This window comes from Yersinia sp. LJYL362, from assembly GCF_048323875.1.
The window spans coordinates 1-25,539 of the sequence record NZ_JBLWEX010000268.1 but is presented as its reverse complement, the minus strand read 5'-3'; the positions used below and the strand labels follow the sequence as shown (position 1 = coordinate 25,539).

Sequence of the window (25,539 nt, the reverse complement as noted above, 5' to 3'; positions counted from 1 at the left end):
GCGAATGCCACCCGTTCTACACTGGCAAGCAGCGTGATGTTGCGACCGGTGGCCGTGTTGACCGCTTTAACAAGCGTTTCAGCGTGCCGGGTGCTAAGAAGTAATTATTGCCCGTCAGACGAAAAAAGGCCTCCAGAGGCCTTTTTTCATTTCTACTCTCAGGTTCAGATTGAACCGGATGGTAGTAGCAGGAAATCAATATTCCCAGCTATCGGGATCAACACCCAACTCACGCATTAAAATCTTCGCGGCTTCCGGGATTTCATCACTGCGCTCTTTGCGCAGGTCTTCGTCATTCGGCAGCGGCTGACCGGTAAATGCATGCAAAAAAGCCTCACACAACAATTCACTATTGGTGGCGTGGCGCAGGTTGTTCACCTGACGGCGGGTCCGTTCATCGGTGAGGATTTTTAACACCTTCAGCGGAATGGATACCGTAATTTTTTTGACCTGTTCGCTTTTCTTGCCGTGTTCAGCGTAAGGGCTGACATACTCGCCGTTCCACTCAGCCATGGGACACCTTAAATTTGTCGGAAAAATACTAAATTCTGAAAACCGGCCAATTATGCCCGATCTTCGCTGTTCTCACTAAATAAATGTCGATTTTACTAGACTAAGGTCACTGAAATAACCTTTTTTGCTATTTATTGATAGCTATTACCTTTCTATGCCATCTTTGTGGTTAAACAAATTCGTGGTTAAACAAGGCACCACTGAAACCTGACTGACATCATAAGGATATCTAAAACCTTTATAATTTTAGCGGTTATTATCCCATTGCTCAATCTATACGCAAAGAAGTTTAGATGTCCAGATGTATTGACGTCCGTAATTTGTGCGTCTACTCTGGCGTAACATTTTCTCGATATCCGGTTGGTGGAAATCCATATGACGCGTAAACAGGCAACCATAGCAGTGCGTAGCGGGTTGAACGATGACGAGCAATACGGCTGCGTTGTCCCCCCGATTCACCTCTCCAGTACCTATAATTTTATCGATTTTAATCAGCCACGCGCCCATGACTATTCACGTCGCGGTAACCCAACGCGTGATGTGGTGCAGCGGGCTTTGGCTGAGCTGGAAGGGGGCGCAGGTGCGGTAATGACCAGCAGTGGGATGTCGGCGATTCATTTGGTCTGCACCACCTTCCTTAAACCCGGCGACTTGCTGGTTGCTCCGCATGACTGTTACGGCGGTAGCTACCGCCTATTCGATAGCTTAAGCAAACGCGGTGCCTATCGGGTTCTGTTTGTTGACCAAGGCAATGAAGCAGCATTGAGCCAGGCATTGGCTGAAAAACCCAAACTGGTATTGATTGAAACCCCGAGTAACCCGCTGTTGCGAGTGGTGGATATTGCCGCTATCTGCAAAGCCGCTCATGCCGTCGGCGCATTAACGGTTTGTGACAACACCTTCCTTAGCCCAGCGCTACAGCAGCCGCTGGCGTTAGGGGCGGACTTGGTGGTTCATTCCTGTACCAAATATCTGAATGGTCATTCAGATGTGGTCGCCGGCGCGGTCATTGCCAAAGATCCTGAGCTAGCAGTTGAGTTGGCATGGTGGGCGAATAATATTGGCGTGACCGGTGCGGCATTTGACAGCTACTTGTTATTACGTGGATTACGCACACTGTCACCGCGTATGGCTCAACAGCAGCGAAACGCAGATGAAATTGTCCGCTATTTAGAGCAACAGCCTTTAGTGAAAAAGCTGTATCATCCTTCTCTGCCACAACATCCCGGCCACGAAATTGCTTGCCGTCAGCAGTCAGGTTTTGGTGCGATGCTCAGTTTTGAGCTTGATGGTGATGAGCAGGTATTGCGCCGTTTCCTCTCTGCCCTTGAATTATTTACTTTGGCAGAGTCTTTGGGGGGCGTTGAAAGCCTGATTTCCCATGCCGCGACCATGACCCATGCCGGTATGGCGCCAGAAGCGCGCACTGCCGCCGGTATTACTGATAGTTTATTGCGAATTTCCGTGGGTATCGAAGACAGCGAAGATTTGATTGCCGATTTGGACAATGCTTTCCAGTTGGCGAGACCGAGGTAAGTATGAATGCAACAGCGGTAGCAGCGGCGGTGACTGGCCGTCAACTGCATAAATTTGGTGGGAGTAGTCTTGCGGATGTGAAGTGTTACCTGCGAGTGGCCAATATTATGGCTAACTACAGTCATCCCGGCGACCTTATGGTGGTGTCTGCGGCAGGTAGCACCACAAATCAGCTGATTAGCTGGTTGAAACTCAGTCAAACGGATCGTCTTTCTGCCCATCAGGTGCAGCAGAATTTACGTCGTTACCAACATGACTTGATTAGTGGTTTATTGTCGCCAGAAATGGCCGAGCCGTTAATTAGTGAATTTATTCATGATTTGGAACGCCTGGCTGGCCTGTTGGACAGCAAAGTCGACGATGCAATCTATGCCGAAGTGGTTGGTCATGGTGAGATTTGGTCGGCCCGCTTGATGTCTGCGGTATTGAACAAACTCGATATGGATGCCGACTGGCTCGATGCTCGCAGCTTTCTGCGCGCTGAGCGTGCGGCACAGCCACAAATCGACGAAGGCCGTTCGTATCCGTTGTTGCAGCAATTAATGGCACAACACCCACACCAACGTCTGGTGGTGACAGGGTTTATTTCGCGCAATGACATCGGTGAAACGGTGTTATTGGGGCGTAACGGCAGTGACTACTCGGCCACTCAGGTCGGTGCGCTGGCGGGGGTCGAACGTGTCACCATCTGGAGTGATGTGGCGGGGGTATACAGTGCTGACCCGCGCAAAGTGAAAGATGCCTGTTTGTTGCCGTTGCTGCGTCTGGATGAAGCCAGTGAGCTGGCTCGGTTGGCCGCTCCGGTGCTACACACCCGCACCCTACAGCCGGTTTCCGGCAGCGATATTGATTTACAACTGCGCTGTAGCTATCAGCCAGAGCAAGGCTCAACTCGCATTGAGCGGGTGCTGGCTTCCGGAACGGGCGCCAAAATTGTCACCAGTCACGATGATGTCTGCTTGATTGAACTCCAGATTGCCAGCCATCATGATTTCTCGCTGGCGCAGAAAGAGATTGATTTACTGCTCAAACGTGCGCAAATCAAGCCGCTGGCGACCGGTATTCACCCTGATCGTAACCTCTTGCAACTTTGCTATACCTCCGAAGTGGTTAACAGCGCATTAAGAGTGCTGGAAGATGCCACGCTGCCGGGGAGATTATCCCTGCGCGAGGGGTTGGCACTGGTCGCTCTGGTAGGGGCTGGGGTCAGTAAGAACCCATTGCATAGTCACCGTTTCTATCAACAACTGAAAGATCAGCCTGTTGAGTTTATTTGGCAGGCAGAAGACGGCATCAGTATGGTTGCGGTGCTGCGTCTCGGGCCGACTGAGCACTTAATTCAGGGCTTACACCAATCACTGTTCCGTGCAGAGAAGCGCATCGGTTTGATGCTGTTTGGTAAAGGCAATATTGGTGCTCGTTGGTTGGAGTTATTTGCCCGTGAGCAGAAGAATATCTCAGCTCGCAGTGGTTTTGAGTTCGTGTTGGCGGGGGTGGTGGATAGCCGCCGCAGTCTGTTGAGTTATGACGGGCTGGATGCTAGCCGGATGCTGGCATTTTACGATGACGAAGCGAAAGAGCAGGATGAAGAATCCTTGTTCTTGTGGATGCGCGCGCACCCATTTGATGATTTGGTGGTGTTGGATGTGACCGCCAGTGAGTCACTTGCCGAGCAGTATCTGGATTTCGCCAGCTATGGTTTCCACGTGATTAGCGCCAATAAATTAGCCGGAGCCTCCAGCAGCAATAATTACCGCCAAATCCGTGATGCTTTTGCCAAAACCGGCCGCCACTGGTTGTATAACGCCACGGTGGGCGCGGGGTTACCGGTCAACCATACCGTGCGCGATTTGCGCGATAGCGGCGACAGTATTCTGGCCATCAGCGGTATTTTCTCTGGCACTCTGTCTTGGTTGTTCCTGCAATTTGACGGCACGGTACCCTTTACCGAGCTGGTGGATCAAGCCTGGCAACAGGGCCTGACAGAACCCGATCCGCGTGTCGATCTCTCCGGGCAAGATGTCATGCGCAAGCTGGTAATTTTAGCCCGTGAAGCCGGTTACGACATTGAACCGAATCAGGTGCGGGTGGAATCGCTGGTACCTGCGGGTGCCGATGTCGGTTCGGTGGATCAATTTTTTGAGAATGGCGAAGCATTGAACCAGCAAATGATTCAGCGCTTAGAGGCTGCCAATGAAATGGGTCTGGTGCTACGTTACGTTGCGCGCTTTGATGCCAATGGTAAGGCGCGGGTGGGCGTTGAAGCGGTACGTGCTGACCATCCGTTAGCTTCGTTGCTGCCATGCGATAACGTTTTTGCCATCGAGAGCCGTTGGTATCGCGATAACCCGTTGGTTATCCGTGGCCCAGGAGCAGGGCGTGATGTCACTGCGGGTGCCATTCAGTCTGATTTGAACCGACTCGCTCAGTTATTATAACCAATACGATATTAATCTTAAATAAACAGACGCCTGAGATGATTAATCGGGCGTCTGCTGCAAAATTACCCGGTAGGATATTTGTCAGATCTTAAGACCTGTGAGTGTGCTGTTTATTTAACAGAAAGCTGTAACATATCGGACAAATAGCGGTATTTTTGGGGTCGGCATGCGTATTCGGTTCGGATAATAATAAATTGACCGAATGTTGGTATTTGACATGCCGGTCAACCCATTGGGTGAGTTGTGTTTTGTTTATGACAATAATTTCCTGAGAGTTTCTGCTCTCGTCAGGCAATTGCGTGGTTTCTCTCTGAGCTGCTGACTGCCTTGTTGCAGCAATAATGGTTAGCAATAATATAGATTCATCAGCGGATTTTAGGTACGTCTTTCTATTTTTGTTATTATTTAGCATGTCTGGTTTAGAAATATTCTTTTTATCAATTTTAATGATTTCTTCAGGTAAATTTAATTGATTTTCGGGGTATTTATTTATTGCTTTATTTGTTTTATCGATTATTTGTATCGGTAAGATAATTTTATTATATTGTTTAGCAGGCTCTTTTATTTTCATTACTATTCCTTTTGGATAATGTGAATAGTCCACACTCATATTTTAGTTTTGCATATATGTCACATTGTTGAATATAAAAAAGCGAGTATATACTCTAAATAAATAGAGAGAATCATCCGCAGAAATAAAGGAAAACTCGGTAGCAACGGTGTTAAAGGGCATGGCGCATGAATTTTCCGCGTGTTGCAGGTGAAGATTACTCATCGGACTAAACTTATTTAACAGTTGACTCTTTAGCTAACTTCGGTCATTTTTGTGTTTAGACGTCTAAACGTATAGACGCTTGTAAATGGACAGTGACAGATAACATAAGTCGTCAAAACGACAATCATCGGCAATGGGGTAACAGGTATGAGTTTTTTCCACGCAAACCAGCGGGAAGCGCTGAATCAAAGTCTGGCAGAGCTGCAAGGCCAGATTAATGTTTCGTTTGAGTTTTTCCCGCCGCGTACCAGCGAGATGGAAGAGACCCTGTGGAGCTCGATTGACCGCCTGAGCACCTTGAAACCTAAATTTGTTTCCGTGACTTATGGTGCTAACTCCGGTGAGCGTGACCGTACCCACAGCATCATTAAAGGGATTAAAGAGCGCACTGGCCTTGAAGCCGCACCGCATCTGACCTGTGTTGATGCTTCTCCGACCCAGCTACGTGAGATTGCTACCGATTACTGGAACAGCGGTATTCGCCATATTGTGGCGCTGCGCGGTGATTTACCGCCCGATAGCGGCAAACCAGAAATGTATGCCTCTGATTTAGTGGGTTTATTGAAAGACGTCGGTGATTTTGATATCTCGGTTGCCGCTTACCCAGAAGTGCACCCCGAAGCCAAAAGCGCCCAGGCTGACTTGATTAACCTGAAACGCAAGATTGATGCCGGCGCTAACCGGGCTATCACCCAGTTCTTCTTTGATGTGGAAAGTTACCTGCGTTTTCGTGACCGCTGTGTGGCCACCGGTATTGATGTTGAAATTGTGCCGGGTATCTTGCCGGTATCGAACTTTAAGCAACTCCAGCGCTTTGCCACCATGACCAATGTGCGGGTGCCAAACTGGATGACCAATATATTTGAAGGGCTGGATAACGACCCTGAAACGCGCAAAATGGTCGGCGCATCAGTGGCAATGGATATGGTGAAGATTCTCAGCCGCGAAGGGGTGAAGGATTTTCATTTCTACACCCTCAATCGGGCAGAACTGAGTTATGCGATTTGCCATACTCTTGGGGTCAGGCCGTAATTAAAATAAAAAACCGCCAAGATTGAGCTATATATCAATCTGGCGGTTAGTTAGATACTGATTTTTTATTACTCTTTCAATTTAAAAACAAAGTTAAAACTGATTTCTTGAATATTTTTTTGTCAAAAAAGCGCTTAATAAGTTGTTTTCAGTCGGTCCTCCGGACTGTGCTTTATCTTTATTTACCGCCGCGTCAAAATTATTAATTGATGCTAGTTTTGTTGCAAATGCATTTTTAGCTGACGTTCCTTTGTGACTTTGCAAGGTAGCATCCAAGATGGATATTGAATCTTTAACGGATTTGTTTTGCTCGGGGGTTAAGGTCGTATTTTTGAGTGCAGTCATTAACACTTTTAAATCTTTAACCGTATCCATCTTGAATTTGTTATCTGATTTTGCTGCGGTTGCGATATCCTTCGCGCCTTGGGTAATTCGGGCAGCATCACCGAAACCTCGTTGGATTGGGGCACTAAATACTCTCATATTGATTCCTAATAATTTTAATAAAAGTGGTTTTGTAAGGCGCAATAATGAATCTACAAGCCATAACAATCTTTCATAAACCGATTCTAAATAAACTGGCTATTAATTGAGCGAATATGGCCCATTGATTTAGCAATAAAAAAACGGGCGCTCGGCCCGTTTTGTCTTTGTATTCATGATAATTCTACTGACGGCTAGCCGGTATTGCGCATCCCAGCCGCGACACCGGCAATGGTCACCATCAATGCTTGCTCAACACGGGCATCGGGGTGTTGCTGCTGGCGTGAGCGGTGCAACAGCTCGGCTTGCAACACGTTGAGTGGGTCGGTATAGACGTTGCGCAGCGCAATCGATTCGGCAATCCACGGCAAATCCGCCATCAAGTGGTCGTCATTGGCGATAGCCAGCACCACGTTAATATCAGCTGCCAGTTGGTCGCGTAATTGCTGGCCTAACGGCCACAATGATTTATCCACCAGACGTTGGTCATAATATTCGGCCAGCCATAAATCTGCTTTGGCGAACACCATTTCCAGCATACCAATACGGGTCGAGAAGAACGGCCAGTCACGGCACATGGTGGCTAATACTTCTTTCTTACCGGCATCGATGGCTTTCTGTAAACCGGCACCGGCACCCAACCACGCCGGTAGCATCAGGCGGTTTTGCGTCCAGGCGAAGATCCACGGAATAGCGCGCAGGCTTTCAACTCCACCGTCCGCGCGGCGTTTTGCCGGGCGTGAACCCAATGGCAGTTTGCCTAATTCCAGCTCTGGCGTCGCGGCGCGGAAATAAGGCACAAACTGTGGATTTTCACGTACATAGCCGCGATACATCTCACAAGAGGCATCAGACAGAATATCCATCACCTCCACCCACTCTTTCTTCGGCTCTGGCGGCGGCAATAGATTCGCTTCCAGAATCGCCCCGGCGTACAGGGCCAGGCTGCTGATAGTGACTTCCGGTAAACCAAACTTAAAGCGAATCATCTCGCCTTGTTCCGTCACGCGTAAGCCGCCTTTCAGGCTGCCCGGAGGCTGAGAAAGCAGCGCAGCATGCGCAGGCGCACCACCACGGCCAATCGAGCCGCCACGGCCATGGAACAGAGTTAGGGAGATACCGGCTTTCTCGCAGGTTTTGATTAACGCATCTTGCGCGCGATATTGCGCCCAGGATGCGGCCATCACACCGGCATCTTTCGCCGAGTCAGAATAGCCAATCATCACCATTTGCTTGCCTTGGATCAGGCCGCGATACCAATCGATATTCAGTAACTGAGTCATCACGTCGTCCGCATTGTTCAGGTCATCGAGCGTTTCGAACAATGGTGCGACCGGCAGAGTGAACGGGCAACCGGCTTCTTTCAGCAGTAAATGCACCGCCAGCACATCCGATGGCACTTTCGCCATGGAAATCACATAAGCGGCGATAGAGCCTTGCGGCGCTTCGGCAATCACCCGGCAAGTTTCCAGCACTTCTTGGGTTTCTGCACTGGGTTCCCATTTCAGTGGAACCAGTGGGCGCTTGGAGTTCAGTTCGCGGATCAGGAAGGCTTGTTTGTCCGCTTCAGACCAGCTTTCATAATCGCCCAGCCCCAAATAGCGGGTCAGTTCAGCAATGGCGTCGGTATGACGGGTGCTTTCCTGACGCACATCGATACGCACCAATGGCACACCGAAACAGCGCACGCGGCGTAAGGTATCGAGTAACTGGCCGTTGGCGATGATTTCCATGCCACAGGCTTTCAGGGATTGATAACAAGCGTATAGCGGGTCCCACAGTTGGTCATTGCTGACCAGCAAATCTGTTGGCGCTAATACACGCTCGCCCTTCAGCCGTGCTTCCAGATAAGCCTGAGTGTTGTTCAACTGAGTGCGCACGCGCTTCATCAGTTCACGATAAGGTTCGAGCACTTCTTCGCCGCCCGCCAATTCACGCAGTTCTGGCGTACATTCCGACATGGAAAGCTCTGACACCAATACCTGAATATCGCGCAGGAACAAATCGGTCGCTTTCCAACGGCTGAGTAACAGCACATGACGGGTAATTTCAGCGGTGACATTCGGGTTACCGTCACGGTCGCCACCCATCCATGAGGTGAAGCGAATCGGCACCGCCTCTACCGGCAAGCGGTAATCGAGGGAGTTTTGCAACTGCTCGTTAAATTCACGCAGGAAAGCAGGCACACCTTCCCATAAGCTGTTTTCAACCACAGCAAAGCCCCATTTGGCTTCATCAACCGGGGAAGGGCGGATTTTACGAATTTCGTCGGTATGCCATGATTGTGCGACTAACTGCCGCAAACGACGCATGATCTTGTTGCGTTCGTAATCGGCTAAATCATTGTGATCCAACTGGCTCAGGCAGGTATTCACTTCAACCAGTTTATGAATCAAGGTACGGCGGGTAATTTCGGTTGGGTGGGCCGTTAACACCAGCTCAATGGATAACTCATCAACCGCGCTGCGCATGTCTTTTTCGCTCAGCTTTTTGTCTTTTAAGCGGGTGAATAGCTGGGCCAGAGCTTCCGGGTTACTTGCAGCTTCACCATGGGGTGAAATGCTGTGATATTGCTCTGCCGTATTGGTCAGATTGAGGAATTGACTAAAAGCACGGGCGACCGGCAGCAGCTCGTCATTGGATAAATTTTGCAGCGTTGTCAGCAATTCCTGACGGCTCGCTTCATTACCAGCACGCGAAGATTTGGATAATTTACGGATGGTTTCTACTTTTTCAAGGATGTGTTCGCCGAGCGCTTCCTTGATGGTGTCCCCGAGTAGTGTACCGAGCATACTGACGTTACTTCGCATTGCGGAATACTGTTCGTTCATATGACTCCTGACCCATATCCCCTTCACCCTTGACGCCGCAGGGTTGTTAGCGGCGCTCACTCACTCGAATCACTGACCACTGTCAGCTCATCGAGATTCGTTCACTTGCTGCCTACCTGCAACGCCAATGACTTTGGGTATAAATTTTTATGGTTTCTTTTTGTAAATTAATTTCACCCAACAGGCCGAGATGGACAAATCCACTCGCCACGTTCAATTCCATACCCCAATTGACACTATTTTCAGCAAAAAAACATCATTTTTAGGGATATTGCTGAAATTTAATTACCAAGGCCAGATTATCAGTCTGGCTTATCGGCAATATTGATCCGCCTACCCCAAAGTGGTTATTTCTGTTGGCAGAAATGGTTAACTAACTGACCAATCAGCTCGCGGGTTGGCTCAATAAAGGCCATATCAATAAATTCATCCGGCTGATGAGCCTGATTGATAGAACCTGGCCCCAACACCAATGTCGGGCAAATTTGCTGAATAAATGGCGCTTCGGTGCAGTAGTTCACCACCGCCGTGCGCTCACCCAACAATTTCTCGATAACCCCGACCATATGATGGTCGGTCGGACACTCATAGCCCGGAATCGGCGGATGCAGTTCATCAATACTCAAGCGGCCCGGCCAGCGCGCACTGACGGGGGCCAGTGCTTCAGTCATCAACTCATCCAGATCACTTAATGTCAGCCCTGGCAGCGGTCGGATATCCATATGTAATTCACAGCAAGCACAGATACGGTTTGCAGCATCACCCCCATTGATATGACCGAAATTCATAGTCGGGTAGGGGATAGCAAATGCCGGGTTGTTATAGCGCTCTTGCAGCGTGGTGCGCAGCTTCATAAGCTCAGTAATGGATTCATGCATCAAATCAATAGCATTCACACCGCGAGCCGGATCACTGGAATGGCCGGACTGACCGGTAATGCGGATAGCATTGGAAATATGCCCTTTGTGCGCCCGCACGGGTTGCAGCGAGGTTGGCTCACCAATAATGGCAAAGTCAGGGCGCAGCTCGGTGGAGGCAGCAAAATAGCGCGCGCCCGCCATGGTGGTCTCTTCATCGGCCGTCGCCAAAATATACAGTGGCTTGCTTAATGTGCTGGCATCGATATCGCGCACTGCATCGAGAATAAAGGCAAAGAAGCCTTTCATGTCGGCAGTACCCAAACCATACAATTTATTGTCATGCTCGGTTAGCGCGAACGGATCGCGCGTCCAGCGCCCTTCATCATAAGGTACGGTGTCGGTATGACCCGCCAGCAGTAGCCCGCCGCGACCTTCTCCGCTGTTTTTCTCGCCAACCGCGTTTTCGCCAATAGAAGCAAGCAGGTTAAATTTGTGGCGTGTGCCCGGTACCGGCTGGATTTCGACGCGAAAACCCAAATCTGCAAACCATCCGGCCAACAAGTTGATTAACGCCTCATTGCTTTGATCGAGGGCGCTATCGGTTGCGCTGATCGATGGCGTAGCGATTAACGCCCGATACAGCTCAATAAATGGAGGTAATTTCATCTTCACTGTTGACAGCCTTTGGTTAGGATAGTATCAATATTCATGCATTAATTATGAATAAAAATACAGTAAGCTTGAGCGTAAGGGAACCTAAAAACACCCTTAAATTGACGAAAAAGTCAATACTCAATCACGTGGGGGAACAGTAAGACCTTGCTGATAACCCAAATGCCGGTTTTGACTACTTATGTCTTTATACCAATTAAATTTATACCCAATGTAATTGGCGTTGCAGGTAGGCAGCAAGCGAACGAATCCCGATGAGCTGACACTGGTCAGTGATTCGGGTGAATAAGCGTAGCTAACAACCCCGCAGCTTCAAGTACGAAGGGCAAGGTGAACTGAACCCATGTTGAATACGCTAATTGTAGGTGCCAGTGGCTACGCCGGAGCAGAACTTACGGCTTACCTGAATCGTCACCCACATATGAACATAACCGCTTTAGCGGTTTCAGCGCAAAGTGCAGATGCAGGAAAATTACTTTCTGATCTGCATCCGCAACTAAAAGGCATTATTGATCTTCCGCTACAACCCTTGCTGGATGTGGCTCAGGCGGCAAAAGGGGTGGATGTTGTCTTCCTCGCTACTGCTCATGAAGTCAGCCATGATTTAGCGCCACAATTCCTGGCGGCGGGTTGTGTGGTATTCGACCTCTCCGGCGCATTCCGGGTTCAGGATGCGGCGTTTTATAGCCAATATTACGGTTTTGAGCATCAACATGCCGATTGGCTGGCCAAAGCGGTCTATGGGCTAGCTGAATGGCAGGCTGAAAAAATTAAGCAGGCTCAATTGATTGCGGTACCGGGTTGTTATCCCACCGCATCCCAGCTAGCGCTTAAGCCGTTGGTCGAGGGTGGTTTGCTCAATGATGCACAATGGCCCGTGATTAACGCCGTCAGTGGTGTCAGTGGTGCGGGGCGCAAGGCCAGTATTGGCAACAGTTTCTGCGAAGTGAGTTTGCAACCCTATGGTTTGTTTAACCATCGCCATCAGCCGGAAATTGTTGCCCACCTTGGTACGCCGGTGATTTTTACTCCACACTTGGGGAATTTCGCTCGCGGTATTTTAGCGACCATTACCTGCCGCCTGAAAGCGGGTGTGACGGCACAAGATATCGCCGAGGCATACCACAATGCCTATCAGGACAAGCCCTTGGTGCGGCTCTATAAGCAAGGCGTACCGGCGCTAAAAGCAGTGGTGGGCCTACCTTTCTGTGATATTGGTTTCTCTGTACAGGGCGAACATTTAATTATTGTCGCGACAGAAGACAACCTGCTGAAAGGCGCGGCGGCACAGGCGGTCCAATGCATGAATATACGTTTTGGCTTTGCGGAAACCCAATCTTTGTTGTGAGCAATAAAATGCTAACCAGCAGAGGTTGTCACCGAGTCGGAACTGACATTTTTTCTAATTATATTGAGGCGAAACATGATAAACCCGTTGGTCATTAAATTAGGTGGCGTGTTGCTCGACAGCGAAGAAGCGCTGGAACGCCTGTTTACCGCATTGGTGACCTATCGCGAGAAGCATGAGCGCCCGCTGGTGATTATGCACGGTGGCGGTTGTCTGGTTGATGATCTGATGAAAAAACTCGCGTTGCCGGTGGTGAAGAAAAACGGCCTGCGTGTGACGCCAGCAGATCAAATTGACATTATTACCGGTGCATTAGCGGGTACCGCCAACAAAACATTGCTGGCCTGGGCGGTTAAACATGACATCAATGCTGTTGGCTTATGCTTGGGTGATGGTAATACCGTGTCAGTCACCCCGCTGGATGCGCAATTGGGTCATGTGGGCAAAGCCGAAGCGGGCTCACCGGCTTTAGTACAAACCTTACTGGCCGCAAATTACATGCCAATCATCAGCTCTATTGGTATCACCAAAGAGGGTAGTCTGATGAATGTGAATGCTGATCAGGCAGCAACGGCTTTGGCCGCAACATTAGGTGCCGATTTAATTTTGCTGTCGGATGTCAGTGGGATTTTAGATGGCAAAGGCCAGCGCATTGCTGAAATGACCGCACAAAAAGCCGAACAACTGATTGCGCAGGGCATCATCACTGACGGCATGGTGGTTAAAGTGAATGCCGCGCTGGATGCAGCGCGCACATTGGGCCGCCCGGTGGATATCGCCAGTTGGCGTCATGCCGATCAGTTGCCTGCATTATTTAATGGTGAGCCGATCGGTACGCGCATTTCGGCCTGATACCTGATACTTTTTATTTTATTATGAATTTTTATAACCCAAAGTCATTGGAGATACAGGTAGGCAGCCAGTGAATTCATCCCAATGAGCTTATGCAAATAAGTGATTTGGGTGCGTGAGCGCCGCTAACAACCCTGTAGCTTCAAGGACGAAGGGTAGGACTTAGGGAAGCAAGATTATGGCATTGTGGGGCGGACGTTTCAGTCAGGCGGCAGATAGGCGTTTTAAGCAATTTAACGATTCTCTGCGGTTTGATTACCGGTTGGCAGAGCAGGATATTATCGGTTCTGTCGCCTGGTCGAAAGCACTGGTCACGGTCGGCGTTTTAACCGCGGCAGAACAGCAACAGCTTGAGCAGGCACTCTCTGTTTTATTAGAGGAAGTTCAGGCCGATCCACAGGCTATTTTAGCCAGTGATGCAGAAGATATTCACAGTTGGGTAGAAACCAAACTGATTGATAAAGTCGGTGATTTAGGCAAAAAACTGCATACCGGGCGCAGCCGTAACGATCAGGTGGCAACTGACCTGAAGTTGTGGTGCAAATTCCAGATAACCGAATTAAAAACTGCGGTGCAGCAGTTGCAACAAGCGCTGGTTATCACTGCCGAAGCCAATCAGGATGCGGTGATGCCGGGTTATACCCATTTGCAGCGTGCTCAACCGGTGACCTTTGCACACTGGTGCCTGGCCTATGTTGAGATGCTGGCTCGTGATGAAAGCCGCCTGCAAGATACCCTGAAACGCCTGGATGTCAGCCCATTAGGCAGTGGTGCTTTGGCGGGAACGGCCTACGCTATCGATCGTGAACAACTGGCGGGTTGGTTAGGTTTCGCCTCGGCCACGCGTAATAGCCTGGACAGCGTTTCTGACCGTGACCACGTGCTGGAATTACTGTCTGATGCCAGTATTGGTATGGTGCATTTATCCCGTTTTGCTGAAGATTTGATTTTCTTCAACAGCGGTGAAGCGGCTTTCGTCGATTTATCAGACCGCGTCACGTCAGGCTCTTCTCTGATGCCGCAAAAGAAAAACCCGGATGCGCTGGAGTTAATCCGTGGGAAATGTGGCCGGGTACAGGGTGCATTGACCGGGATGATGATGACGCTAAAAGGCCTGCCTCTGGCTTATAACAAAGACATGCAAGAAGACAAAGAAGGGCTGTTTGATGCGCTCGATACCTGGCTTGACTGCTTGCATATGGCGGCGCTGGTGTTGGATGGCATTCAAGTGAAACGCCCGCGCTGCAAAGAAGCGGCTGAGCAGGGTTATGCCAATGCCACTGAATTGGCGGATTATCTGGTCGCCAAAGGTGTGCCATTCCGTGAAGCACACCATATTGTCGGTGAGGCGGTGGTTGAGGCTATTCGTCAGGGGAAAGCATTAGAGGCTTTATCACTAAATGATTTGCAAAAATTCAGTGCAGTCATTGGCGATGATGTTTATCCGATTCTGGCGTTGCAATCTTGTTTAGATAAGCGTGTTGCTAAAGGCGGTGTTTCACCCCAGCAAGTCGCATCGGCCATTGCCGAGGCTAAAGCGCGTTTATCTTAATTCGCAGAGTATGGGTTAATGTTGCAGCGGGCCACAATTAATGTGGCCCGTTTTGCGTTATAAATACTTAAATATATTTTATTCGTTACTGGTTTTATTTATAAAAATTTAATCCACGTAACAGCTACCACTATTTATCTATTATTTAATTTCCCTCTAAAATCAACGTCATCAACAGCCTGCTATTTTATTCTTAATAGGCAGTTGAGTTTATAACTAGAAATGATTATGATAATCATTATCAAATAATGGCGATATAGTAAAACCTCTACTAGCATTAAAAAATTAAATGAATATTACTTAGGTTAAATAACGGTTTTTTTACTGGAAAATATTATTGAATCCTCTAATAAAGTAATGACTTTATTTTCAAATTTAATGCCCATTTATTTGATGACGTAACTTATTTAGCCCAGACAACATAACATCATTTTAGTCACCGGATACTTTCTATTATTTGGCGGTAATCTTATAGCCAAATTTTATAGCAAATGTCATTTAAACAATGGCTAATAATTAATTGATGTATTGCTTTTATATTAATAAGGATGAAATCTTATAAATGGATAATATAGTAAGAGATAAAAGAATACCAATAAATTCAATGAATAGAGTTACATTCAGTATATTCCTTGCATTGGTCACTCAGGGCTATTCAGAGAGTATTAATGCTGACACTACTGTAATATCCGCTAATGAACATGACATCGTATTAGATGAACTCAAAGTAGAGGGAACCAGTAACGCCCATGAGGGCGACTGGGTTTACGATGAACTCCATTCCGTGAGTGAAATCTCCCGCGAACAACTCGATAACCGGCCTGCTCGCCATGCAGCGGATATATTGGAACAAACCTCCGGCGTCTATTCCAGCGTCAGCCAACAAGACCCAGCACTTTCAGTGAATATCCGTGGCATTCAGGATTATGGCCGCGTCAATATGAATATTGATGGTATGCGGCAAAACTTTATGAAAAGTGGCCATGGGCAACGCAATGGTGTGATGTATATCGATCCGGAAATACTGAGTAACGTGGTGATTGAAAAGGGGGTCACCAGTGGTATTGGCGGGGCGGGAGTGATTGGCGGAATTGCGACTTTTAATACCATCAATGCTAGCGAATTTCTGGAACCTGATAAAGAAATTGGCGGACATATTCGCGCCATGACCGGTGATAACGGTACTAATTTTATTGGCAGTGCCGTGCAGGCATTGGGGAATAAACATGGCGATATATTAATTGCCATTAGCGAGCGAAATTTAAGCGATTATTGGCCCGGCAATAAAGGAACTCTGGGAGATATTCGATTTGGCACCGCCACAGAGAAATTTAGCTATGATATTAAGAATAATAAAGTGCCGTTCACCAATTATAAAATGCAGTCGCACCTTGCCAAGCTAGGCTGGAATTTACCCGCCGATCAACGATTGACATTCAGTTATCTGCAAACACAAATACACAGTCCTAATACTGGATTTATGACTAACGTAAAAGAAGGTCCAGGAAAAGGAAGGCATGGTTGGGTAAGCAGTAGTGTGAGTGATGTAGTGAATCGCAATATTGGGCTGGATTATAGTCTCTCTCCCGAGCATATCGCCTGGCTGGATATGACGGCAAAAATCTATTACGTTGATACCGATGATAAAACGGATACTCATAACGCCAATGTTGTTTTCCGCGATAAATTTTGGACTCAAACCCGATTAAGTACCCGTGGTTTACAACTGCAAAATACCAGTTTTTTTAGCCTTGCCGATTACCATCAATTCCGTCTCAACTATGGTCTTGAGTGGTTTAGTGACCGTTCCACCGGCAACTCAACTCATGCATCAATGCTTGGCATCACGCCGCCCGGCAAGCGCACCATTACCAGCACCTTTGCTCAGTTGAATTATGAATATGCTGATTGGCTGCGGCTGGAAGGTGGGCTGCGTTATGATCAATTTCGCTTAAAGGGTAATACTTGGATGCACAGCAAAAATTTTCTCGGAGACTATACCCGTGAAAATCCCTGCAACCAAAAGAGACATGAGCAATATATTATTAATGAGAGAAGACGGTGCTCATTTAACCGGTTGATGAAAATGACCTGGGATATAGATCGCCGTGAACAACAACTGTCACCCACACTGGCCATCGGTATCAAGCCCGGTGTGCAGTGGCTAGAATTTTTTGGCAATTACGGTAAATCCTGGCGGCCACCGGCGATTACTGAGGTGCTGGCCACGGGCAGCGCCCATGGTCATGGTTGGATCTTACCCAATCCTGTATTGGCAGCAGAGCATTCCAAGGCCTGGGAAGCTGGCATTAATATTCAACACAGCCATCTGTTTATTGCAGAAGACCGCCTGGTCGCCAAGTTGGCCTACTTTGATACCCGTGTCACTGATTATATCAATCTTGAGCTATCCAAGACTAAACCACTGCATGGCGGCGGGAGCTTTACCAACGCGACTTATATTAATAACTTACTGGTTACTCGGTTTCGTGGCCTGGAATATCAATTAAGTTATGATATGGGATTATTTTATACCAGTTTAAATTATACCAGAATGATTGGTGTAAATACTTTTTGTTCAAAAAGGGCCTGGCTAGGCGGTGTAAAGAACATAGCAAGTAATGGAAACTATTCTATTGATAGAGATGATATAAATAATAGAGTTGATTGCCTTGAAGCAAAGAACTTATTTGGTTCCTCTGCCTATTTACCGGGTGATCGCGGCAGCTTAACTTTAGGTGGAAGACTTTTGGATAAAAAGCTGGATCTCGGCACCGTTATTCGTTATAACAAAGGACACCAAGATAAATCAGTTCTTAATAGTAAAGGCCATGTCAATACCGCTTATGTTGCGGACTGGCCTAAATATACCATATTTGATATTTATGCCAGTTATAAGCTAACTAATAATTTAACGTTGCGCAGCTCAATAGAAAATATAACTAATCGCGCTTATCTTATTAGTTATGGTGATTCACTTTCTTTTGCACCAAATCGTGGTAGAACTATTCAGGGTGGTTTTGAATATAGATTTTAACTATTAAAATAAAATAAAGAGACTAAACATTGAATTTAAAATCTTCAGGTGGAACAATAACTCCATCTGTAGTCACAGTGACTCAATGATGAGTCATATTATTGTTGTTAACAATAAGGAAATTTATTATGACAGTAACTATCAAATATCAAAGTCAATTCAGTAACGACACTCTAACTTCTTATACTAAACAGTGGGCCACGGATCATGGTGATATAAAAGATACGGGAGCCGAAGGATATTCCAAAGATTTTGGTCAATTTGCTGGCGGCGGGTGGTTTGATGGAACCCAATATTCAGTTGGCAGCTCTCATAGTGGTGCTAGTACTGGGATGATAGTTGAAGGCGAGTTGAAGTACTCCTTTATGCCCCAACATACGTTCCATGGCAAAATGGAAAGCTTAGAGTTGGGTGACAACTTGATTGATAATCCAAATGGTATTGGTAAACAGCTTGCCCAAGTACAACTGAAATTAAGCGGCTTAGATATTACTGGTGAGTTTGACGCTAGTAAAACAATGGCAGAGAATCACCAGGGTGATATGCATAAGGCCACTTATGGTTTGATGCGTGGTAATGCCGATCCACTGTTGGAAGTACTCACCGCTAAAGGTATTGAGGTGAATACCCCACTTAAGGATATGGCTATCGCCAGCCAATTCGACGCTATGGTATCAGATATGCCAATGATTGATACCGTTGGTGTAGTTGAAAGCAGTGATATGTTATTAGCTGCTTAAGTAAGACTTCCGGAAAAGGATTTTCTGGTCGGATCTAGCTGTTGTGTAATAAGTGTTAGTATATTTGCAATAAGTGTCAGTGCGCCACCACCGTATTTTCTATATGGGCTGCGGTGGTGGTTCATTACTTTAAATTTCAAATAAGTATATTTGCATTTATTTATTCACCTGAATGCTAATATAACGTCACGACGATAAGTTATATTATTAAAGGATGTTAATATGACAGTCTCGATTAAATATCATGCATCAATCAAAAATGAAACTATCTACTCTTATACTTATTGGTGGGCTACTGATTTTGGTGATATAGCTTCGGAATCGGGGGGAAGTAAATACAGTATTTATTCAGCTGGCCCGAACCCTCCTACAGTGGGTTTAAAACTCGCCATTCAAAGCAGTTCCCCGCACAGTAAAGCCGCGATAGTGATGGAATCTCAGGGGATGTATGCGGCGAGGGTTATGGAAACTGATGGCATTAATTTATCTGAGGTTTCCCCCGTAATACCCGGCAACAGCGAGGGGCTGGAATTTGGTGAGTATTTAATCCCTATTCCAGATGCAGACTTAGAAGACCCTCAATTTCATCAGCTTCAACTTCAGCAAGTACAACTGAAATTCAGTGGATTAGCTATTTCAGATGATATTGATGTTTCGATGTTTGAGATCATTCGGGCAATGCTGATAAATAATTACTATCCGAGTAATGTAGACCTTGCTGTATACGGCCTGCTGAGGGGAAGCAATGCTTCTATAGTGAAAATCCTCAAATCACAAGGTGTTGATGTCAACACACCATTCAAAGATTTAGCCATTGCGAGTCAGTTTGACGTGATGAACGACATGCCAGTCATTGAGATAATCGCTACAACGGATCAAAGCGGTATATTATTAGTCGCTTAATATTTAATTAATATGGATGCTAAATTAAAAGGATATTATTATGACAGTCACTATTAAATATCAAAGTCAATTATCAGAATATTCAATCTCTCATTATATCCATCAATGGGCTGCGGATTATGGTGACTTGGTTCAGACGCCAAGTTCTTTTAAAGATTACGGTACTTTATCCCATCGGATTGACGATAATAACAATGAAATTGTTCAGGCCGAGTTTCAAAGTTTTTATGAGAGTAAGATGGCAATGATTATTAGTGGGCATAGGCGTGAGCAAGATAATGTTACTCTCATTATGAAAAAACAGATACAAACATTAGAGTTTGGCGAGTCACTCATACCTAACACCGAGAATATGGGTAAACAAATTCAACAACTACAACTGAAATTGGACGGCTTAAATATTGAGGATGACTTTTATCCTTCGCTGTGTTCACTATCTCAGGCGTTTGATGCTGAACCCGATAAGCCTTATCCAGGTGGAATAGACCATGGCACATATAATTTGTTGAGAGGAAAAGCTGCCCCTATGCTGGAAATTCTCAAATCCCAGGGAGTTGATGTGGATACCTCACTTAAGAATATAGTTATCGCCAGCCCGTTTGAAGTGGTTGCAGATATCTCCCCCATCATTGATGCAATGGGCGCAACTGATAGCAGTGAAACATTGTTAGCTGCTTAAATGACTCCCTAACCCAATGATGAATCACATATATAGTCATAAGTTAAAAGGATATTATTATGACGGTAAGTATCAGATTTAATGGAAATATAAAAGATGAAACCATTTACTCATATACTCATCAATGGATAGCTGATTTCAATATTCCAACCGAAGAGGGTTATAATTTTGGAGGTTTTCATGGCCTTAAAAACTCTATCAACAGGCAGTTCGAACAATTCTCGGTGACTAATACTTCAGGTGATAAAGCCACAATAATTCTGAGTGGGGAGATAAGTTTTAATTTATGTCACAGGGCTATTTATGGCAAAGTGGAACGTTTGGAACTAGGTAAAGAAGGGCTTATTCAAAATCTTAAAAGTCATACTATAATTGAAAAGCATTTGGTGGAGCCTCAATTGATATTTAATGGTTTAAATATTATCGGTGAGTATGATGATTTTAAAATAACTGCCGAAAACCGAAATAATGACATTCATCAAATGGGATTTAATTTAAAGAAAAATAATGCAGATATACTCTTGGAAATATTAAAAGCTCAAGGTGTTGATGTCAATACACCACTTAAAGATATGGCGAGCGCCAGCCAGTTTAACATACCAGTTATTGATACCTTGGGTGCAAACGATAGTAATGACATGTTATTAGTTTCGTAATTAAGATTACTGGAGAATAATTATTGGCTCGGGAAAATAATGTCACCACGATACATCCTTATACTTACTACAGTGGCGGTTATTATGACGGGAATTAACTTGCCCATAAATTTATATATTTTGATAAGAAATTTATTTGCAAAAATTAAAATCGGCCACTAGTGATTTTACGATTAAATATTTTCAGTATGGAAATGGATGCCATGAAGTCACAAAAAACTACCGGCTTTTCTTCGGACTCGCTGACTATTCTTTCCGTTCTAGCCAAGCACAAAAAGTGCCTCTGGGGAATAGGGTTGTTTACAGCAGTTATTAATCTTTTGATGCTGGCCCCTGCTATTTATATGTTGCAAGTTTATGATCGCGTTCTGGCATCAGCTAATACCATGACATTGTTGATGCTTACTATTCTGGTTCTAGGCATCTTTGCATTTATTGGCTTACTTGAATGGATTCGCAGTGCGGTCGTCATTCGGCTCGGAACTCGTATTGATATGCAACTTAATCAACGAGTTTTTAATGCTGCATTTGCGTCTCAACTGATGGGGCATACCACGCCCGCAGCCCAAGCGTTGAATGATCTCACCTCTTTACGTCAGTTTGCGACCGGCAATGCTTTATTTGCTTTTTTTGATGCTCCCTGGTTCCCGCTTTATTTATTGGTCATTTTTGTACTTCATCCCTGGTTAGGTGTATTAGCAGCGTCTGGGGCTTGTGTGCTTATTTTTCTGGCCTGGCTCAATCATTGGATCTGCCAAAAACCGCTGAAAGAGGCCTCAGCTATCACTTCACAAGCAACTCAACAGGCGAATGCGAACCTGCGAAATGTCGATGCTATTCAAGCAATGGGAATGCTCAATGTTTTACGCGAACGCTGGTTAAAGCAGCACTCACATTTTCTCTATCAGCAAAATATAGCCAGCGATAAAAGTAGCCGTGTGACAGCCTTATCCAAATCCAGCCGTCAAGCATTGCAATCAATGATGTTGGGGCTGGGCGCGTTGCTGGTCATCGACGGTGCGATCACGGCGGGCGTTATGATTGCCGGATCTATTTTGGTTGGCCGGGTGTTAGGGCCAATTGATCAACTGATCGCGGTTTGGAAGCAATGGAGTCACACACGCCTGGCTTACCAACGCCTGTCGTCTTTGTTAGCACAACATCCTCAGCCAGTCACCGGCATGGTTCTCCCCCCACCTCAGGGTAAATTGAGTGTGACACAACTTACCGTCTGTAAACCGGGAACACATATACCGGTATTGCACTCTATTAACTTCGAACTGCAACCCGGTGATGTTCTGGGCATTTTGGGGCCATCAGGGAGTGGCAAATCCACTCTGGCGAAGTTGTTGGTTGCGAGTCAACCCGCACTGAGTGGTTCTGTCCGTTTGGACAGTGCAGATCTTTCCCAATGGGATAAAAGTCATTTAGGGGAATATATCGGTTATCTACCCCAAGATATTCAGCTATTTCGCGGTTCAATTGCTGAGAATATTGCGCGTTTTGGCCCAATTGATAATGCAAAAGTTATGGCTGCGGCACAACTGGCTGATGTGCATGACTTAATTTTACATCTGTCACATGGCTATGACACACAACTGGGGGATGAGGGTAGCGGGCTATCCGGTGGTCAGAGGCAGCGAATTGCTTTGGCGCGAGCCATGTACGGTGTGCCACGGCTTATCGTGCTGGATGAACCTAATGCCAGTTTAGATAAAGTTGGCGAAAAAGCCTTATTAGCCAGTATCAGCCAGTTAAAACAACAGGGCTGCACTATCGTGATGGTAACCCATAAACCTGAACTGTTATCGGGCAGCGATTACTTGCTGTTTTTGCAAAATGGGCAAGTAGATCTGTTTGGCCCCACTGAAACAATATTGCAAGGCTCTCAGAGTAAACAGAAAGCGGCAGTTGAACATCATAGTTGGGGAAGTGGCATGTCCTATGGTGTTGCCCCGATTCGCACCGCATCACACAAATCATAAAGACCACGGGTGGAGATAAATCATGTTATCAGATCCAAGTTGTTCGTCACCCCAGCAGCAAAATCAAACCTCGCAAGAACCGCTACGACTTCAAATCAATAGCGGAAGATATCTTAGTCTTGGTGGATTATTGGTCTTGGGAGGCTTTATCGGTTCTCTACTTTGGGCAGGGTTGGCACCTTTGGATAAAGGTATTGCGGTTATGGGGCATATTGTCGTGGCGGAAAACCGCAAGTTGGTTCAACCATTACAAGGAGGGCGTGTCCAGCAATTGCATATAGCTGAGGGTGATGATGTCAAGCAAGACCAATTACTTATCACTCTGGATGATACTGCGGCGCGTAGTCATCGCGATAATTTACAAAATCAGTACTTGAGTGCGCTTGCTCAGGAGTCTCGTCTCACGGCAGAGCAACATGAATTACAGACAATTACTTTCCCTCCTGTCTTGCTTCAACACCCAGCACACGCTTTAGTTGAGCGTAATACGGTGTTGCAGCAACAGCTATTTCTCCATCGTCGCCAGGCTCAACTGAGCGAAATTGCCCGGTTATCAGCACAAATTACCCGTCACGAAAGCCGACTTGATGGATTACAAGTGGCACGCGGCCATAGCCAGCGCCAATTTGACTTATTCCAGCGGCAATTGCAGGGAGTACAGTTATTGGCGAAGAATGGTCACGCCTCTCAAAGCCAGCTGTTAGAGACGGAACGTCAGGCGATTTCACTACGCGCCAATATAGAGAAGAATACCAGTGATATATTGGAGCTTCATAAGCAAATTAGTGAAACAGAACAGCATATTTTACAACGACGTGAGCAGTATAAAAGCGAGAATAGCGAGCAACTGGCGAAAGCACAACAAAGCACTCAGGAGTTAGAGCTGCGTTTGAGCGTTGCGGAATACGAATTAGATAACATGCGTATTTATGCGCCGGTCAGTGGTACGGTGATAGCCCTTGTTCAACACACGGTTGGCGGGGTGGTCAGCCCTGGGCAAACATTAATGGAGCTGGTTCCCAGCGGGCAGCCACTATTGGCTGAGGCTCAGCTTCCCGTGTCATTAATTGATAAGGTGATGATTGGGCTACCGGTAGACCTGAACTTCTCTGCTTTTAATCAAAGCAGCACCCCGCGCTTACAAGGTTCGGTATTACACGTGGGGGCCGATCGTATCCAGCACCCACAGACTCTAGAACCTTACTATCCTTTAACGGTCGCTATCGATATCACACAGACTGAGCTGGCAATCCGGCCCGGTATGTCAGTCGATATTTTTATCCGAACGGGGGAAAGGTCACTACTTAATTATCTGTTTAAACCGCTCACTGATCGCCTGCATATTGCCTTTGCTGAAGAGTGATGATTCGGAAGTAACCTATTAAAAATAAAGGAATATAGTGATTTAATTTATGGGGATTCGACAACGTAACGGTAGCGTGATGTTTTGGGGGGCAAGTGCCTTATTAACCAGCGGAATTCATGTTTATCTGATATGGCTATTGAGCAATACCTTTATCCCTTCGAGATACCCAGAGGTCTCCCCTGTGGCAATGATGATCGCGGTATCGACGGAGCCAGAGTTTGTCCAACATAGGGAGCAAGATTCGGTGGTCGGTATCACTCAACATATCAGCGAACCGGTGACTGAGCTTTTGGAACATCAGCCAGAAGAAGTGAGTCATGTACTGACCGCACCTGAACATTCAAATGCTGCGTTGATTGTCGAAAAAGAAGGGGATGTGCCGCAAAAAGAGCTAAGCAAAGCAAAACGGCCGCAACAGAAAGTGATGACACCACGCCAGCCCATCAGTGAACAAACACCTGAAAGCCGCAGCAGGCCCTCTGCACCAGCAGCGGCAACCAGTACGTCTTTATCGGGGGAGAGCCATCGAGTCGCGGCTGCGGCGAATAGTCATTCATTGCATGATCAACAAAGTAAAATGAATTGGAAAAGCCGCTTACAAGGGCATTTGGCAGGGTTTAAACGTTATCCCCCCCGCGCCCGAAAACAGCGCCAACAAGGAACGGCGATTATCCGGTTTGTGGTTAATAAAGAGGGCGGAGTGCTATCCGCTAAACTCATCAAGAGCAGTGGGGTGGCTGCTTTAGATCAAGAAGCATTGGCAGTGATTCAGCGCGCTCAGCCCTTACCCCAGCCTCCTGTCGGATTGTTATCGAATGGGCAGGTTTCGTTGACTATGCCAGTGAGTTTTGATCTAAAAAAGATAAGACGGTGAATGGCGGGGTGTTATTTGACGTTGCTTCGCGAAATAAAGGATAAAAAACCGGGCATAACGCCCGGTCAGACTGCTGACAAAGTCGAATGAAGGGGAAACGTATCGTTGGGGTCGTAACGGCGTAAGCCGTCGGAGTGCCCCTAGGTGCGGTCAACCCTTCACTCACTGAGCTACAAATAGCTTTGTCATTAACCTCACCGGGTATAAAGCCCGGTTTAATCAGTCAGAAAAAATTAGGTAGTAATATTATTCACCTGGGCAGCGCAGACAACGTTCGGCCTCGTCAGTACCCAGTTTCAATTTAGACTGCAAATCACGCAATGCTGTACGCAAACCTTCTTCAATCACGGGGTGATAGAACGGCATATCCAGCATCTGGTTGATGGTCATTTGCTGTTGATGTG

Annotated in this window: 20 protein-coding genes and 1 pseudogene; 15 read left to right on the top strand and 6 right to left on the bottom strand. The window is 46.6% G+C overall.

What is annotated here, in order from left to right:
- A partial coding sequence (gene rpmE / locus ACNSO8_RS16610) for a 50S ribosomal protein L31 (RefSeq protein ID WP_418395183.1) occupies positions 1-104 on the top strand: 104 nt, incomplete at its 5' end.
- 91 nt (positions 105-195) lie between these two features.
- Here the strand turns inward: rpmE and metJ are convergent.
- Positions 196-513: a met regulon transcriptional regulator MetJ gene (gene metJ, locus ACNSO8_RS16605; protein WP_418395274.1), complete on the bottom strand. Its 318-nt coding sequence runs from the start codon at positions 511-513 to the stop codon at positions 196-198.
- A gap of 375 nt (positions 514-888) precedes the next feature.
- On the opposite strand from metJ, the gene metB reads away from it, so the two are divergent.
- Together metB and ACNSO8_RS16595 are read left to right on the top strand one after the other, a co-directional pair.
- Positions 889-2,049 (top strand): cystathionine gamma-synthase, encoded by a 1,161-nt coding sequence (gene metB, locus ACNSO8_RS16600; protein ID WP_418395273.1) that lies wholly within the window; start codon positions 889-891, stop codon positions 2,047-2,049.
- A gap of 2 nt (positions 2,050-2,051) precedes the next feature.
- Entirely contained in the window at positions 2,052-4,487 is a 2,436-nt protein-coding gene (locus ACNSO8_RS16595; protein WP_418395272.1) for a bifunctional aspartate kinase/homoserine dehydrogenase II, read from the top strand.
- Between the two features lie 91 nt (positions 4,488-4,578).
- Here ACNSO8_RS16595 and ACNSO8_RS16590 read toward each other — a convergent pair whose 3' ends face one another.
- The gene (locus tag ACNSO8_RS16590; RefSeq protein ID WP_418395271.1) at positions 4,579-5,061 is read right to left on the bottom strand and encodes a hypothetical protein; all 483 of its coding nucleotides are present in this window, start codon (positions 5,059-5,061) and stop codon (positions 4,579-4,581) included.
- 351 nt (positions 5,062-5,412) lie between these two features.
- Between ACNSO8_RS16590 and metF the strand changes: the two genes are divergently transcribed.
- Positions 5,413-6,297, top strand: coding sequence for a methylenetetrahydrofolate reductase (metF, locus tag ACNSO8_RS16585; RefSeq protein ID WP_418395270.1), 885 nt, complete (start codon positions 5,413-5,415; stop codon positions 6,295-6,297).
- A gap of 93 nt (positions 6,298-6,390) precedes the next feature.
- Here metF and ACNSO8_RS16580 read toward each other — a convergent pair whose 3' ends face one another.
- The 3 genes from ACNSO8_RS16580 to argE all read right to left on the bottom strand — a co-directional run bounded on the left by ACNSO8_RS16580 (position 6,391) and on the right by argE (position 11,137).
- Positions 6,391-6,780, bottom strand: coding sequence for a hypothetical protein (locus ACNSO8_RS16580; protein WP_418395269.1), 390 nt, complete (start codon positions 6,778-6,780; stop codon positions 6,391-6,393).
- A gap of 194 nt (positions 6,781-6,974) precedes the next feature.
- On the bottom strand, positions 6,975-9,611 hold the full coding sequence (gene ppc / locus ACNSO8_RS16575; protein ID WP_418395268.1) for a phosphoenolpyruvate carboxylase: 2,637 nt from the start codon (positions 9,609-9,611) through the stop codon (positions 6,975-6,977).
- A gap of 347 nt (positions 9,612-9,958) precedes the next feature.
- Positions 9,959-11,137 carry an acetylornithine deacetylase gene (gene argE / locus ACNSO8_RS16570; RefSeq protein WP_418395267.1) on the bottom strand — a complete coding sequence of 393 codons (1,179 nt, stop codon included), beginning with the start codon at positions 11,135-11,137 and terminating at the stop codon, positions 9,959-9,961.
- A gap of 349 nt (positions 11,138-11,486) precedes the next feature.
- Here argE and argC point away from each other — a divergent pair, with 349 nt between their 5' ends.
- The 11 genes from argC (at position 11,487) to ACNSO8_RS16515 (ending at position 25,135) form a co-directional block, all read left to right on the top strand.
- Complete coding sequence (gene argC, locus ACNSO8_RS16565; RefSeq protein ID WP_418395266.1) at positions 11,487-12,491, top strand: N-acetyl-gamma-glutamyl-phosphate reductase; 1,005 nt, start codon at positions 11,487-11,489, stop codon at positions 12,489-12,491.
- 75 nt (positions 12,492-12,566) lie between these two features.
- A complete protein-coding gene (gene argB / locus ACNSO8_RS16560; RefSeq protein ID WP_418395265.1) occupies positions 12,567-13,343 on the top strand; it encodes an acetylglutamate kinase in 777 nt (258 codons plus the stop codon).
- 178 nt (positions 13,344-13,521) lie between these two features.
- The gene (argH, locus tag ACNSO8_RS16555) at positions 13,522-14,895 is read left to right on the top strand and encodes an argininosuccinate lyase (protein WP_418395264.1); all 1,374 of its coding nucleotides are present in this window, start codon (positions 13,522-13,524) and stop codon (positions 14,893-14,895) included.
- Between the two features lie 562 nt (positions 14,896-15,457).
- Complete coding sequence (locus ACNSO8_RS16550; RefSeq protein WP_418395263.1) at positions 15,458-17,932, top strand: TonB-dependent hemoglobin/transferrin/lactoferrin family receptor; 2,475 nt, start codon at positions 15,458-15,460, stop codon at positions 17,930-17,932.
- A gap of 128 nt (positions 17,933-18,060) precedes the next feature.
- Positions 18,061-18,672, top strand: coding sequence for a heme acquisition protein HasA (locus ACNSO8_RS16545; RefSeq protein ID WP_418395262.1), 612 nt, complete (start codon positions 18,061-18,063; stop codon positions 18,670-18,672).
- A 222-nt stretch (positions 18,673-18,894) separates the two neighbouring features.
- Positions 18,895-19,575: a heme acquisition protein HasA gene (locus tag ACNSO8_RS16540; protein ID WP_418395261.1), complete on the top strand. Its 681-nt coding sequence runs from the start codon at positions 18,895-18,897 to the stop codon at positions 19,573-19,575.
- Between the two features lie 40 nt (positions 19,576-19,615).
- Complete coding sequence (locus ACNSO8_RS16535) at positions 19,616-20,254, top strand: heme acquisition protein HasA (protein WP_418395260.1); 639 nt, start codon at positions 19,616-19,618, stop codon at positions 20,252-20,254.
- 59 nt (positions 20,255-20,313) lie between these two features.
- The gene (locus tag ACNSO8_RS16530) at positions 20,314-20,910 is read left to right on the top strand and encodes a heme acquisition protein HasA (RefSeq protein WP_418395259.1); all 597 of its coding nucleotides are present in this window, start codon (positions 20,314-20,316) and stop codon (positions 20,908-20,910) included.
- 188 nt (positions 20,911-21,098) lie between these two features.
- Entirely contained in the window at positions 21,099-22,895 is a 1,797-nt protein-coding gene (locus ACNSO8_RS16525; RefSeq protein WP_418395258.1) for a type I secretion system permease/ATPase, read from the top strand.
- Positions 22,896-22,917: 22 nt separating this feature from the next.
- The gene (locus ACNSO8_RS16520) at positions 22,918-24,258 is read left to right on the top strand and encodes an HlyD family type I secretion periplasmic adaptor subunit (RefSeq protein WP_418395257.1); all 1,341 of its coding nucleotides are present in this window, start codon (positions 22,918-22,920) and stop codon (positions 24,256-24,258) included.
- Positions 24,259-24,307: 49 nt separating this feature from the next.
- Positions 24,308-25,135 (top strand): energy transducer TonB family protein, encoded by an 828-nt coding sequence (locus ACNSO8_RS16515; protein WP_418395256.1) that lies wholly within the window; start codon positions 24,308-24,310, stop codon positions 25,133-25,135.
- 246 nt (positions 25,136-25,381) lie between these two features.
- Here ACNSO8_RS16515 and ACNSO8_RS16510 read toward each other — a convergent pair.
- A pseudogene (locus ACNSO8_RS16510) lies at positions 25,382-25,539 on the bottom strand (dihydrolipoyl dehydrogenase); the annotation flags it as partial.

Bases quoted from the DNA above. Each gene is read 5' to 3' on its own strand.
- ACNSO8_RS16580 (WP_418395269.1), bottom strand. From the start codon at position 6,780: ATGAGAGTATTTAGTGCCCCAATCCAACGAGGTTTCGGTGATGCTGCC.
- argC (WP_418395266.1), top strand. From the start codon at position 11,487: ATGTTGAATACGCTAATTGTAGGTGCCAGTGGCTACGCCGGAGCAGAA.
- ACNSO8_RS16545 (WP_418395262.1), top strand. From the start codon at position 18,061: ATGACAGTAACTATCAAATATCAAAGTCAATTCAGTAACGACACTCTA.
- argE (WP_418395267.1), bottom strand. From the start codon at position 11,137: ATGAAATTACCTCCATTTATTGAGCTGTATCGGGCGTTAATCGCTACG.
- ACNSO8_RS16590 (WP_418395271.1), bottom strand. From the start codon at position 5,061: ATGAAAATAAAAGAGCCTGCTAAACAATATAATAAAATTATCTTACCG.
- ACNSO8_RS16595 (WP_418395272.1), top strand. From the start codon at position 2,052: ATGAATGCAACAGCGGTAGCAGCGGCGGTGACTGGCCGTCAACTGCAT.
- ACNSO8_RS16515 (WP_418395256.1), top strand. From the start codon at position 24,308: ATGGGGATTCGACAACGTAACGGTAGCGTGATGTTTTGGGGGGCAAGT.
- metF (WP_418395270.1), top strand. From the start codon at position 5,413: ATGAGTTTTTTCCACGCAAACCAGCGGGAAGCGCTGAATCAAAGTCTG.
- ppc (WP_418395268.1), bottom strand. From the start codon at position 9,611: ATGAACGAACAGTATTCCGCAATGCGAAGTAACGTCAGTATGCTCGGT.
- ACNSO8_RS16535 (WP_418395260.1), top strand. From the start codon at position 19,616: ATGACAGTCACTATTAAATATCAAAGTCAATTATCAGAATATTCAATC.
- ACNSO8_RS16550 (WP_418395263.1), top strand. From the start codon at position 15,458: ATGGATAATATAGTAAGAGATAAAAGAATACCAATAAATTCAATGAAT.
- ACNSO8_RS16540 (WP_418395261.1), top strand. From the start codon at position 18,895: ATGACAGTCTCGATTAAATATCATGCATCAATCAAAAATGAAACTATC.
- ACNSO8_RS16525 (WP_418395258.1), top strand. From the start codon at position 21,099: ATGGAAATGGATGCCATGAAGTCACAAAAAACTACCGGCTTTTCTTCG.
- ACNSO8_RS16520 (WP_418395257.1), top strand. From the start codon at position 22,918: ATGTTATCAGATCCAAGTTGTTCGTCACCCCAGCAGCAAAATCAAACC.
- argH (WP_418395264.1), top strand. From the start codon at position 13,522: ATGGCATTGTGGGGCGGACGTTTCAGTCAGGCGGCAGATAGGCGTTTT.
- metB (WP_418395273.1), top strand. From the start codon at position 889: ATGACGCGTAAACAGGCAACCATAGCAGTGCGTAGCGGGTTGAACGAT.
- metJ (WP_418395274.1), bottom strand. From the start codon at position 513: ATGGCTGAGTGGAACGGCGAGTATGTCAGCCCTTACGCTGAACACGGC.
- argB (WP_418395265.1), top strand. From the start codon at position 12,567: ATGATAAACCCGTTGGTCATTAAATTAGGTGGCGTGTTGCTCGACAGC.
- ACNSO8_RS16530 (WP_418395259.1), top strand. From the start codon at position 20,314: ATGACGGTAAGTATCAGATTTAATGGAAATATAAAAGATGAAACCATT.